Origin of the sequence: Lacticaseibacillus hulanensis (assembly GCF_004010095.1) — a bacterium.
GTDB lineage: Bacteria > Bacillota > Bacilli > Lactobacillales > Lactobacillaceae > Lacticaseibacillus > Lacticaseibacillus hulanensis.
On record NZ_RRYD01000001.1, the window covers coordinates 173,976 to 186,745 of the forward strand.

A 12,770-nucleotide genomic window follows, 5' to 3' on the forward strand; every position below is an offset into this window, starting at 1 on the left:
GGAAAAATGAGCGGAACCAGATTATCTCTGATTGCGGTCACCACCGTCAGCGGTCTTACTTGGTGATGTAAATGTAGAGGTGGGACGTTGATACACCCACGTTGAACTTCACACCATTACTCTTAATTGTGTCGATGGTGGTCTTCGAGTCGTTTTGATCCTTGACCGCCTTTTGGAACTTCTTCATGACGTCCTTTGCGTTCGCCCCGGTTGCGTTGCCGAGCAGTGCAAGCGTGGTGGCAAAGTCCTTCGCCTTGGTTTTGTCCTTCATGGCCTTAACCGGCACAATGAGGGCAAAGCCGACAGCCTTACCGTCCGCAACGTTAGCCCGCACAACCGCATTCTTCGTGTTCAAGACCTCATGAATACCGGCTTTAGCCGTCGCGTCAAGTTGCTTGTCCTTCGTTGCCTTAGTGGCCTTGGCCAGTTCAGCCTGCATCTGCTTAGCCTTGGTGGCCATGGCCATCTGGGCTGCTGGTGCCATCTGCGCGATTTGTGCCTTGGTTGGCTGCTTTGCCTGCATCTGCTTCTGCACGGACTTAGGCAACGCGCTACCAATGACTGCCTGGTTGTACTTGGTCGCCACGTTCTTGTACGTACCCAAGGTCTTAGCGGCGTTAACCGTCACGGTCTGCTTCTGCTTGCCGGCAGTCAGGTGCACTGTCTGCTTTTTATCTGTCACTGGTATCGTGATTGCATATGTCCCGCCGTTGACCTTCACCGAACCGTCAGTTGCAACGCTGCTGTATTGCACTTTGTCGGCCCCGGTTGCGTCGCCCTTGATGACCGCGACTAAGCCATCCTGCTTGTAGGTCGTTTTTGTTGTGGTTAGCTTATTGCCACAAGCGGTCAGGGTCAGCATTACACCTAGGCCCATAACCACTGTCATAAATCTTTTCATTATTTTTCAAACCATCCTTCACACTCGACGCAAGCTCGCCTGCGCCGTAAGTCTGTGCAATAGTTTAGCCTCCACGGAAAAACGAATCAAGGCAAAAGTGACTCAGTGTCACATTTTCTTAACCTAACCTTATTTTTTCTTATCGTTTTTCTTGGTCGGCTCTGCGTCTGGCGCTGTCATCCGCGCCATGGTTTCCACCAGCAGTTTTTCGATAACGGAATTAATTGCTAGATTAACCATCGCGGTTTGCACCTTAGTCGTGTCTTCACGCGTGACACCGTTGATGACCACCTCACCGTGAAAATCTGAAGAGGCCTTCTGAATCGCCCCGGCAAACGCAACGATGAACGCGTCATAGGCCTGGTGCGAATTGCGGTTCAGCAGTTGGTACTTAATCCCGTCGGCAATCGTGTCCAGGCTGAACACGGACTTGAGGATTGCCACCACGATGACATTGGCCAGCTGGCTGCGTGAATATTTCTTCTTAAGTGGTGCCTTAATGATGCCTTTTTTAACGTAATTATTGACCATTGTGGGCGTCAGTTCGCCCAGTCCGGTCGGAACAATCAATTCGTTCGCAAACTGTACCACCTGATCCATGTACAAATCGAATTGTGGTAAATCTGACCACCGTGGCCATTTCGTCGTTGCGAGCTTAGTCAAGTACGTGTCAAATGCTTCATCTGTTCCCATAACGAACCTCCTGCATTCTTGATACCACCATTATAGCAGATTATCTAGTTTTAATAACTAGGAAACAGCAACTTGTTTAGCTGATTAGGCGTAAAAAAAAGCGCACCAACAAATGTCGGTGTGCTCCCTCTTAATTAAGCGTTAGCGTCTGACTTGGTGTCAACCACCTGTTCGCCCTTGTAAAAGCCCTTAGGGGAAACGTGGTGGGATACGCGGTACTCGCCGGTTGTCGCATCAAAGTGCAGGTTAGGCACATTAAGCTTGATGTGGCCACGGCGCATGCGCTTCTTGGTCTTTGAAGTTCTGCGTGCAGGAACTGCCATGTGTATTAACTCCTTTATTACTCGGATTTCCTTTTAACTATACAGGACTTTTGAAAAAATGCAAGGTCAATCCGTGTAAACACGCGGATTAACGCATTTTTAACGCACAAATCGCGTTCAGCGGTTCTACTGTTCCGGTGTATTGCCGTTTTCAGCCCGTGACTCAAATAATAACTTGCCAGAGGTATCAACGTCAACCGTAACCGTGCTGTTTGGCAAAATAGTTCCACCAATCAGTTCCTTGGCCAGTGGCGTTTCAACCCGTTCCGTAATTAACCGCTGCAGCGGCCGGGCGCCATAAGCGGGCTGGTAACCATCACTTGCCAGCTTATCCAGCGCCGCGTCAGTAAAGGTCAGACTAATTTGCTGATCTGCCAGACGTTCTTGCAGCCCCGCCACATCCTTCACCACAATTTGACGGATGTCGGCCTGCCGGAGCGGGTTAAAGGTAACGATGTCATCAATTCGGTTCAAGAATTCCGGCTTGAAGTGACTGTGAACTAGCTGCAGCACCTTATCCTTGGTCTCCTGCGTAATCTCACCGTCAACCATCCCGTCGAGGAGCAATTCGCTACCAAGGTTGGAGGTCATGATGATAATCGTGTTCTTGAAGTCCACGGTCCGGCCCTGACCATCAGTCAGCCGTCCATCGTCCAGTACCTGCAGCAGGATGTTGAACACGTCGGGGTGCGCTTTTTCGACCTCATCCAGTAGCACAATCGTGTACGGGTTGCGCCGCACAGCTTCGGTGAGCTGGCCCCCCTCTTCGTAGCCAACGTACCCAGGAGCGGCACCAACCAGCCGCGAAACGCTGTACTTTTCCATGTACTCGGACATGTCAATCCGCACCATGTGCTTTTCGGAGTCGAACAGATTCTCCGCCAGTGCCTTGGCAAGCTCCGTCTTCCCCACCCCAGTTGGGCCGAGGAACATGAAACTCCCTAGGGGCCGACTTGGATCTTGCAGTCCGGCCCGGGAGCGAAGAACCGCATCACTGACCGCATCAACCGCTTGATCCTGCCCAATCACCCGCTTGTGCAGATTGTCTGCAAGGTGCAAGAGCTTCTCCCGGTCACCCTGCACCAGCTTGGCAACCGGAATTCCCGTCTGCCGGCTGATTACCTGTGCAATTTCCTCTGGGGTGACAGATTCCTGCACCAACCAAGTATCGGGGCGATCCTTTTGCTCCATGTCGGCGAGTTCTTTTTCGAGCTCGGGGATGGTACCGTGCTGCAACCGGGCCGCCGTCTCCAGGTCGTACTTGGACTGGGCATCGGCCAATTGCTGCTTGGCCTTCTCAATCTCGGATTTCTTGTTGTTCAGCGCGTTGATGTCCTTCTTCTCGGCCTGCCACTGAGCCTTTAACCGGTTAACCTCTTCCGAGACGTCGGCCAATTCCGCCTGCGTGGTCTTGAGGCGCGCGGCACTAGCGGCATCCGTTTCCTGCTTCAGCGCCTGCTCCTCAATCTCCAGCTGCATCTGCTTGCGCTCGGCCACGTCCAATTCGGTTGGCCGGGAATTCATCTCAACGTTGATGTTGGCACTGGCCTCGTCGACTAGGTCAATCGCCTTGTCGGGCAGGAAACGGTCGGTAATGTAGCGGTTGGACAGCGTGGCCGCGGAAACCAGTGCCGCGTCGTGGATGCGCACGCCGTGATAGATTTCAAAGCGTTCCTTGAGCCCACGCAAAATACTGATGGTTGCTTCCACACTTGGCTCCTGGACCAATACCTTCTGGAACCGCCGTTCAAGCGCCTTGTCCTTTTCGATGTTCTCCCGGTATTCATCGAGGGTTGTGGCCCCAATGAGGTGCAGTTCGCCGCGCGCCAGCATTGGCTTGAGCAGGTTGCCGGCATCCATTGAACCTTCCGTCTTCCCGGCGCCAACAATCGTGTGAATTTCGTCGATGAAGACAATTACCTGGCCTTCACTCTTTTTGACCTCGTTCAAAACGGCCTTCAGTCGTTCCTCGAATTCACCACGATATTTGGCCCCAGCAATCAGACTCCCCATGTCCAGACTGATGATGGTTTTATCCTTCAGGTTGTCGGGGACGTCCTGGTGCACAATCCGCTGGGCGAGTCCTTCAACAATCGCGGTTTTCCCCACCCCTGGTTCACCGATGAGGACCGGATTGTTCTTCGTTTTCCGGCTCAAAATGCGAATTACGTCGCGAATCTCGTCATCACGGCCGATGATTGGGTCCATCTTGCCGGAGCGGGCTTCAGCAACCAGGTCGGTCCCGTACTTCTTGAGCGACTGGTACTGATTTTCGGCGGTTTTACTGGTTACGTGCTGGCCGCCGCGAATACCATCAATCACCTTGCGCAACTTCTTCTCATCGACCCCATTATTGGTTAAAAATTCCGCAATTGGGTTGTACTTCTGCCGCATCAAGGCAAGCACGAGCGTATCGGTTGCGATGAACTGATCTTGCAGCTCGCTCCTGACAGTGTCGGCGTCCTGGAACAGCTGGTACAGGTTCCGCCCCATGTTCTGGCCCCAGTTAGCAACGCCCTCGACCACGCTGATCTTATCCAATTCAGCGTCGATAACGCCGTTCAGCTGCGGAAAGTTGACGCCAGCCTCCGCATAAATCTGCTGGGTAAGTTCGTTTGGTTGCACGAGCACCCGCCAGAGATGCGGAATATCGATGTCTTGGTGGTGCCGCGTCTGCGCAATTTGCTGGGCTGAGCTGATTGCCTCAGTCACTGCTTGAGTTAGATTTTCGGGATTCATAAGTGTTCCTCCCCTGATTGGTTGTCATTTTTATTTACGACTGAATTGTAACAAAAAAAGCAATGGTCAGTAAAGGTCAAAGCAGTGGCCAGTTGGTAAAGTTTTTCTCAATTTTGGCTAACAATCCCGTCTGCGCGCAGATTTTGGCTGCAAAAAACCCGCAAAGACCAACCATTTGGCCATCGCGGCCGGGCAGTGTTTGCGGGAAAATTATCACTTTTTATCTGTATCGGTTTCAATGACGTCTTTCGCCTTCTTGGGCTGGCTGCGCAAACGGTTGACCTCATCTTGCAGTTTTTGCGTGGTCTTGCGGGCCGTCGCGATGCTGGCTGCCGAAAGCAATAGCGTAATCAGGGCACCAAGGAGCAAGCTCCCCACAATCACGATGATTAGTGGCCAGCTAAAATGCGTCCAAAACAGGTTAACGGTGACCGCCTGACTATTTTGGAGCGCAAAAATTACGACTAACAACACGAGCACGAGGATAATCACAAATCGACGTTGGTTTTTCATTGTCATCACTTCCGGTTAAAAATTGTTCCTGCCAGCCAGTCGCCAACTCGGGGAACGAGTGGGTATGCAAGCGCGCCGAGGTTCATAATCATGGGCGCGTTAATCTCACGCACCGGGTGACCAAAGGCGCTCACGATGCGCGCAGCCAGCTTCTCGGGGTTAAGCGTAAACACCGCAACCGCCTGTGCGTAATCCAGTGCGTGGGCCGTCTTAAAGAAGTCGGTCGCAACCGGACCCGGGTTCACCGTGGTGACGTTAATCCCTGAAGGCCGCAATTCAAGGCGGAGAGCGTTGCTGTAGGCAATCACCGCGGACTTCGTGGCTGCGTACACGGCGGACTTAGGTGTCGCAATCTTCCCGGCCATCGACCCAATATTAATGATGTGACCACCGCCTTGACGCAACATTTGCCGTCCGGCCAGACGCGACATGTAGATGAGCCCCAGAACGTTCGTCCGGAACATCTTTTCCGTCACGTGCATCGGGGTGTCGAGGGCAAGTTCAAAATCCCCGAACCCAGCAGCGTTAACCAACACGTCAACGCGGGGTACCGTGGCCATCAGGTCGGCCCAGGCAGCGTCGATATTAACCGGGTCGGAAACATCAAGTTTGAACGCAAATGCCGGGCGGTGGGAGCGTGCTTGCGCGGCGACCCGAACATCATTCAGCTTATCCGTATTCCGGGCCGTTACCACTACCGTCGCCCCAGCGCTTGCTGCCTGCAACGCAACGGCCTTACCAATTCCACTAGAACCGCCCGTGATTACAACCACTTGGCCCGTTAAATTATTTGTCATCACTAGATTCCTCGCCTTCTGCGTGTGTCTTAACGAAAGGAATGTCAAATTCATTCAGATCACCAACGACTCTGGTATTGGCAAAGACCTTGCGCGCCTCGACCTCAAGTTCACGCGCCATCTTACCCACATACCGTGCGGAGATGTGGTTCAAGAACAGGCGGGACACGCCGGCCTGCTTGGCAAGTTTTGCCGCCTGCACGTTCGTGGAATGGTAATACTGCTTAGCCATCTTGGCCTCGCCACCGGCAAATGTGCTTTCGTGGACCAAAACATCGGCATCACTGGCCAGCTTCAGCTCACTTCTAGTCTGCCGGGTGTCGCCGAAGATGGCTAGGGTCCGGCCGTGCTGCGCCGGACCAATGAACTTCTTGCCGTCAAAGCTGCGCCCATCCGGCAGGGTCACCGTTTCTCCCCGCTTGAGCTTGGCGTATGCCGGGCCAGCGGGAATTCCCGCCTCGCGCACCTTATCAATCAAGAGCTCACCATCGTGGTCTTTTTCCTCAATCCGAAAACCAAAGGCCTCAATCCGGTGTTCAAGGTGGTCACAGGTAACCCTAAAAGTTTTGTCATCGAGCACAACACCGGGTTCTAAGGTGACGAACTTAAGCTGGTAGGCAAGGCGAGTTTGGGTCACACGCATGCTCGTGCGCACGAATTCCTCAATGCCCTTGGGCCCATAAATCGTGAGTGGTTCGTTGCCCCCCTGATTGGCGCGGCTCGCAAGGAAGCCAGGCAACCCAAAAATGTGGTCCCCGTGGTTGTGCGTGATGAAAATCTTGGTGACCTTCCGGGGACGAATCGTTGTGCGCAAAATTTGGTGCTGCGTACCCTCACCGCAATCAAACAACCAGATTTCATTACGTTCATCCAGAAGCTTGAGCGCAAGACTACTTACATTGCGGCCGCGTGCCGGGGAACCAGCGCCAGTGCCTAAGAACAAAATTTCCATGTTTGCCATCCATTTCTAGTGCGTTATTTCCTATTGCATAGTTTACCATAAGGTTTCATCTGCGCGTAAAGATGATTCAGCCTCCAGCACTAATCAAAAAATAACGGAACAATACCGGTTCCAAAAACAAGTGTGCCCGCACACATGATTAACTCACGCGTGCAGGCACACTTAAAAACTACTTGGTTGAACTAAGAATTTTCTTTGCGATGAATGAGGCGTAATACTTGGCCCCATCAGGCGTTGGGTGAACCCGGTCCTTGTAAAACCATGAATCGTGACTATTTGAGTAGCCATACCAATCAATGATGTGCAAATTACCGTACTGTTTTGCACCAGCACGCAATACCGAATTCGTGGTGTTCTGCCACGACTTGGTTGGGACACGGACGTTAATCCAGTATACCTGGCGCCTGCCCGCCGTCTTCATAATCTGGGCGAGATAATCCTTAGTGAGCGGACCATTCGTGCCCAGACCAATCAGAATCGTGTTGGCCAGTGCGCCCTGCTTTGCGTAATTCTGGAGCGCGGCAACACCATCACTGACCTGACGTGAAGGCACTGCATCAACGAAAGCTTTTGGCAGAATGTTTTCCAGATAAGGTTGGCCATCCTTCATCACGGAGTCCCCAACGGCGGTGACGCCCAAGGTCGCGGCCCGCGCGCTTTCAGCTGCAGTTAGGCCGTACTTCTTGACAACATGCTGCACCGGCTTGGCCGACGAGCTCGACTTTGCACTGCTCGTCGATTTGGCCGCTGAAGACTGACTGCGCTTGGATGCCGCGATGCTTTCCTTCAGTGCCTTAAGCCGCCGATTGTTCTTGGCCTTTTCCTTCTTGGTATCAGTCAACCGGTGTTCAAGCGGCGAACTTGGCGCCGCCTTAACTGACGGTGCCTGAAAAATACCGACAAAGGCAATCAGGCTAACGAGTGCCAGCACGCCGACTTGAATCATCGATTTGCTGTTTGTAGGTAGCCGCTTGATGAAATCAGTTAATCCCGCCTTGGAGAAATCTGCGTGGGCGATTGGCTGTTCAACAAACCGATACGACAGCTCCGTGATGAGACAAATGAGGACTACTTCCAGCAGTGGATAAAGAACTGGATGGTCCGCCAAGTTGGTGGCCGAGCGTTCAACGAACACCATCACTGGCAGTTGGTACAGATACAACCCGTAGCTGCGCCGCCCAATCCACGTAAACACGGGATTGGTCAGTAGCCGGTTAAACGAGCCACCTGGGTGGGCAACCACGGCAACCAGCACCATGACCAGCAGGGAAAAGATGAACATTCCGCCCCGGTACAGGAACTTACTCTGATCCGTCGTAAACACGACCATCAGCAACATTCCCACCAGTGCCACGCTGCCAGCTACATTCAGCACTAGTTTGTCGCTTTTGGAAACCCGTGGTGCTAAGCGCGAACTCGGCCAACCAAAGGCGAGTGCCGCACCGACCAAAATACTGAAGGCCCGGGTATCCGTGCCGTAGTAGAGCCGGCTTGGGTCATAGGGAATCCCCACCTTTGGCCGGTACAAAATCGCCATCAAGAACGCCGAGATCACCGCTAGCCCAATAGCGAGCTGAAAGCCGCGCTTCTTGTAGTCCTTCTGCGTGCGCCGGAATATCAGCAACATCAGCAGCGGCCAAATCAGGTAGAACTGCCCCTCAATCGACAACGTCCACAGGTGCGTGAAGGGACTATCCCCCTGGGCAAACCGGGCAAAATAGGACTGGCCATTAGCAATCTGCCACCAGTTATAGACGTAAAGCAAATTGCTCACGACAATCTGGTGCAGATTATGCAACAAGTCCCGTGCAAAGAGCGTGATATACGCACTCGTTGCAAGAAGCATGAGCACCAATCCGGGATAGAGTCGCCGGATGCGGCGCTGCCAAAAACTCTTAAAATTAAACCCGCCAGTGCGGTCAAACTCCATAATCAGGCCGTCGGTAATCAAATACCCCGAGACAACCATGAAAATCGGTACACCAAGGTAACCACCCCGAAAAATGTCCGGGCGGATATGGTACAAAATAACACCTAAAACCCCAAGCGCACGCAACCCATCAAAGCCGGTAATGTACCGACGTTTTTTTCGCTGCTCCATGTGCATTACTCACAATCTATTAATAACATACTCAGGTAGCATTCACGTTCAGCTATTCTTCAAAGTTGAACGTCAATTCACCAATTGTAATTTCGTCCCCGTTTTCAGCGCCAGCGTCACGCAGCGCCTGATCGACACCCATCTTCCGCAGCGTCCGTGCAAAACGGAGCACACCATCGTCGTGATCCAGGTTTGCCATCGCCACAACGCGCTCGATGCGCTTGCCGGTAACCGTGAATCCATATTCGCTTTCTTCAATCTTAAAGTCATCGTCGTTCTTGAATTCATAGTTCTTCTGTTCGGCATCCTGGTGGTCGCTAGCGACCGCGGGTGCGCTCTTCAGCAGTTCTGCAGTCTTGCGGAGCAGTTGCTGCAAGTTGCTGTGGGTAACACTAGAAATGGCCATAATGTGGTCGTCCGCAACCCCGTCTGCCACCAGCTTGTCGTGGAATTCGGTGTAACGTTCCTCCGCACCAGGGGCATCCATCTTGGTCGCCACCACAATCTCGGGACGGTCAAGCATGTTGTCATCATACGTGAGCAATTCCTTTTGAATCTGCTGGAAATCGGTGTAAGGGTCCCGCCCGTTCAGTGGGTCCATCTCGACTAGATGCAGGATAACCCGCGTCCGTTCAACGTGACGTAGGAACTGCATGCCGAGACCAACCCCGGTCGCAGCACCTTCAACCAGCCCTGGCAAATCGGCCATAACAAAGTCGGTCCCATCATCAAGACGGACCATCCCGAGGTTAGGAACAAGCGTCGTAAAGTGGTACGCCGCAATCTTTGGCTTAGCCCCGGTTACTGCTGCCAGCAAGGTTGACTTACCAACGGATGGAAAGCCGACCAGACCAACATCAGCCAGAACCTTGAGTTCCAGGGTGACATAACGTTCTTGGCCAGGCTCACCGTTTTCAGCAATTTCAGGTGCGGTGTTTTTGGGTGACACAAAGTGGATGTTACCCCGGCCACCACGACCGCCGCGGGCAACAACGAGTTCCTCACCGGGTTCGGTCAGATCGCCGATGAATTCACCGGTGTCCGCATCGGTTACGCTGGTCCCGGCCGGAACCGCAACCCGCGTGTCCTCGGCAGCTTTCCCGTACATCGCCTTGGCCAGGCCGTTGCTACCAGGGGTGGCCTTAAAGTGTTTGTGGTACCGGAAATCCATCAGGGTGTTGAGCCCAGAATCGACGTAAAAGACAATGCTACCACCGCGGCCACCATCACCACCTGATGGGCCACCGAATGGAACAAATTTTTCGTGCCGGAAAGCGACGGCGCCGTCGCCCCCCTTACCCGCACGCACTTCAACTGTGACTTGATCTACAAACATTTTTTTATGGTCCACACAATCGGTGGACACTCTCCTTTTAACCTTTTTTCGGGGCGGATGCGCCCAGTAACCGTAGTCGACCGGATAACTCCGGTGGTTAAAACTGCCGAAGCGGACCACATAAACCATGTCGCACCGGTTTACAGGGTCCGCCTTGCAAAAGATTACACGCGTTCACCATGTAATCAGTCCTAACAATAGAATACAGACCTAACGAACAAAAAGCAATTAGCGGCCTGCCGGGATTGGGGATTGAAACCGTTAATATTTTAAAAAAACAAACTTGCTCCTGTTTTGCCCCGACATTTCGTCACCAAATCATGCCAGCGCCAGCTTAATTGTTTGGGCGGTAGTCTTGCTGACCCCAACCGCCTGAATCTCCGCGACACTCGCCGCCTTAATGTTGTTAATCGTCTTAAACTCGCGCATCAACTTTGACCGGGTTTTTGGCCCAACGCCCTTAATCTCCTCAAGCCGACTAGTGAGACTGTTCTTGCTGTGCAGCTGCCGGTGGAAGGTAATGGCGAAGCGGTGCACCTCATCCTGAATTCGCTCAAGCAGGTAAAAACCCTGACTGCGCGGATCGAGGTCAATTGGCTCATCACTGTCACCATAGAGCAGTGCCGCCGTTTTGTGCTTGTTGTTTTTCACCATCCCGGCAAGTGGAATATCAAGGTTCAACTCGTTTGCCAACACATCCTTTGCCGCATTCATTTCGATTGCCCCACCGTCCATCAAAATGAGGTCCGGCAATGGTGCGTGTTCCTTCAGCAGCCGCGTGTAGCGCCGCCGAATGACCTCCCGCGTGTTGGCATCTTCATTCGCGCTGTGGTCGTCTTCATCCTGGGCTAACTTGTACTTCCGGTAATTGTTCTTCTCGGGTCGGCCATCGACAAACTGAACCATTGCACTAACTGGTTCTGAGCCCTGAATGTGACTGTGGTCAAACGCCTCGATAACGTGACCGTCACGCGGCAGACCAAGTGCCTCCATGATTTCCGCCTGGGCATCAACGGTTTTCCGGTTGTCCAGCTCGAGGAGTCTAAACTTGTCTTCCAGCGTAATCCGGCTATTCTTGGCCGCCAAATCCATGAGCGCGCGTTTTTGCCCCCGTTGCGGCGTGCGCACCGGCACCCCAATCAGTTCGCTGAGCACGTTGTTGTCCATTCCCGCAGGTACCAGTATTTCTCGCGGCTTGACGTTGTTTTTCCGGTTGTAAAACTGCAGGATAAATGTTTCAAATTCCTCTTCGGCGGTGTTCACGATTGGAAACAGGCGCTTTTCCCGCTTCATCAAGCGCGCTTGGCGGATGAAGAATACTTGAATCGAAATCCAGCCCTTGTCCCAATAGAAATTGAATAGGTCCCGGGTCGTGTGGTCATTGGAAATAATCTTCTGCTTCTCGACCGTCGCCTCGATGTACTTAATCTGGTCGCGAATTTCTGCAGCCCGTTCGTACTCTTCGTTATCGGCCGCAGCGGTCATCTTCTTGGTCAGGCTCGCCTTAACCTTGCCGGTGTTCCCGTTCAAGAAGCTCTTAATCCGCGCAATCTGGGCATCGTATTTTTTCTGCGGCACCTCTTTGAAGCAGGCACCAAGGCACTGGCCCATGTGGTAGTACAGGCACGGACGGCCTTGATACCCGTTGCACCGCCGCAGCGGATACACGCGCTGAATAAACTGGAGCGTTTCCTCCGCAGCATAAACGTTCGGATACGGACCGAAGTAATATGCCCCATCCTTGCGTACTTCGCTGACAATCATCGTTCGTGGATCTTTTTCGTTAGTAATCTTGATGTAGGGGTAACCCGTCCCCTTTTTCAGCTTGATGTTGTAGTACGGCTGGTATTTTTGAATCAGCGTGATTTCAAGTAAGAATGCTTCCTTATCCGTACTCGTCACAATGAAATCAAAATCGGCAATTTCGGAAACCAACTTCGCCGTCTTACCGTCATGACTGCTCTTGAAGTACGAACGAACACGGTTCTTCAGGTTTTTGGCCTTACCGACATAAATAATCTTGCCGGTAATGTCCTTCATCTGGTAACTGCCTGGCAGATCTGGCAGCAATGCTAATTTTTGTTCAATATGTTCCGACGCCATGCTCTGCCTCCTTCCAATCTCTACACCAACTCGGTGCAAAACGTTTGTTCGCTATCAACATTTTAAGCGGACTAGCCAAATTTATCAAGGCACTATCGCTGTCCGGCAGCGTGAGTGTTTTTGGTGGTAGTAGGTACTGAGTGGTATAGGGGCCGCGCCTGGGCGGGGGCGGTGCGCGTTCCGTGCGGCTTGGATTTTCCGTGCGGCCGGTTGAAGCCCCAAAAACCGGGGTCTTCAACCTAAAAACATACTAAGCTTAGTGGCGAAGAGTAATCCGACGGGATTGTTCTTCGCCACTTTATT

The 12,770-nt window shown here is 52.7% G+C and carries 10 protein-coding genes; all 10 read right to left on the reverse strand.

All coding sequences use genetic code 11. The features are described 5' to 3' along the window. Nucleotides 1-55: 55 nt before the first annotated feature. On the reverse strand, nucleotides 56-901 hold the full coding sequence (locus tag EKN00_RS00780) for a hypothetical protein (protein ID WP_127848225.1): 846 nt from the start codon (nucleotides 899-901) through the stop codon (nucleotides 56-58). A gap of 129 nt (nucleotides 902-1,030) precedes the next feature. Then, nucleotides 1,031-1,594: a DUF1836 domain-containing protein gene (locus EKN00_RS00785; RefSeq protein ID WP_127848226.1), complete on the reverse strand. Its 564-nt coding sequence runs from the start codon at nucleotides 1,592-1,594 to the stop codon at nucleotides 1,031-1,033. 134 nt (nucleotides 1,595-1,728) lie between these two features. Then, entirely contained in the window at nucleotides 1,729-1,917 is a 189-nt protein-coding gene (gene rpmF / locus EKN00_RS00790) for a 50S ribosomal protein L32 (RefSeq protein ID WP_054676030.1), read from the reverse strand. Between the two features lie 126 nt (nucleotides 1,918-2,043). Beyond that, entirely contained in the window at nucleotides 2,044-4,656 is a 2,613-nt protein-coding gene (gene clpB / locus EKN00_RS00795; protein WP_127848227.1) for an ATP-dependent chaperone ClpB, read from the reverse strand. A gap of 213 nt (nucleotides 4,657-4,869) precedes the next feature. Then, a complete protein-coding gene (locus EKN00_RS00800; protein ID WP_164847975.1) occupies nucleotides 4,870-5,169 on the reverse strand; it encodes a lipopolysaccharide assembly protein LapA domain-containing protein in 300 nt (99 codons plus the stop codon). Between the two features lie 5 nt (nucleotides 5,170-5,174). Then, the gene (locus EKN00_RS00805) at nucleotides 5,175-5,966 is read right to left on the reverse strand and encodes an SDR family NAD(P)-dependent oxidoreductase (protein WP_127848229.1); all 792 of its coding nucleotides are present in this window, start codon (nucleotides 5,964-5,966) and stop codon (nucleotides 5,175-5,177) included. After that, entirely contained in the window at nucleotides 5,956-6,918 is a 963-nt protein-coding gene (gene rnz / locus EKN00_RS00810; protein ID WP_127848230.1) for a ribonuclease Z, read from the reverse strand. Before rnz ends, EKN00_RS00805 begins: the two co-directional genes overlap by 11 nt. A 178-nt stretch (nucleotides 6,919-7,096) precedes the next feature. Beyond that, nucleotides 7,097-9,034, reverse strand: coding sequence for an acyltransferase family protein (locus tag EKN00_RS00815; RefSeq protein ID WP_127848231.1), 1,938 nt, complete (start codon nucleotides 9,032-9,034; stop codon nucleotides 7,097-7,099). Between the two features lie 46 nt (nucleotides 9,035-9,080). Further along, nucleotides 9,081-10,364, reverse strand: a complete 1,284-nt coding sequence (obgE, locus tag EKN00_RS00820; protein WP_127848232.1) for a GTPase ObgE — start codon at nucleotides 10,362-10,364, stop codon at nucleotides 9,081-9,083. 318 nt (nucleotides 10,365-10,682) lie between these two features. Then, on the reverse strand, nucleotides 10,683-12,467 hold the full coding sequence (gene uvrC, locus EKN00_RS00825) for an excinuclease ABC subunit UvrC (protein ID WP_127848233.1): 1,785 nt from the start codon (nucleotides 12,465-12,467) through the stop codon (nucleotides 10,683-10,685). Between the last annotated feature and the right edge of the window lie 303 nt (nucleotides 12,468-12,770).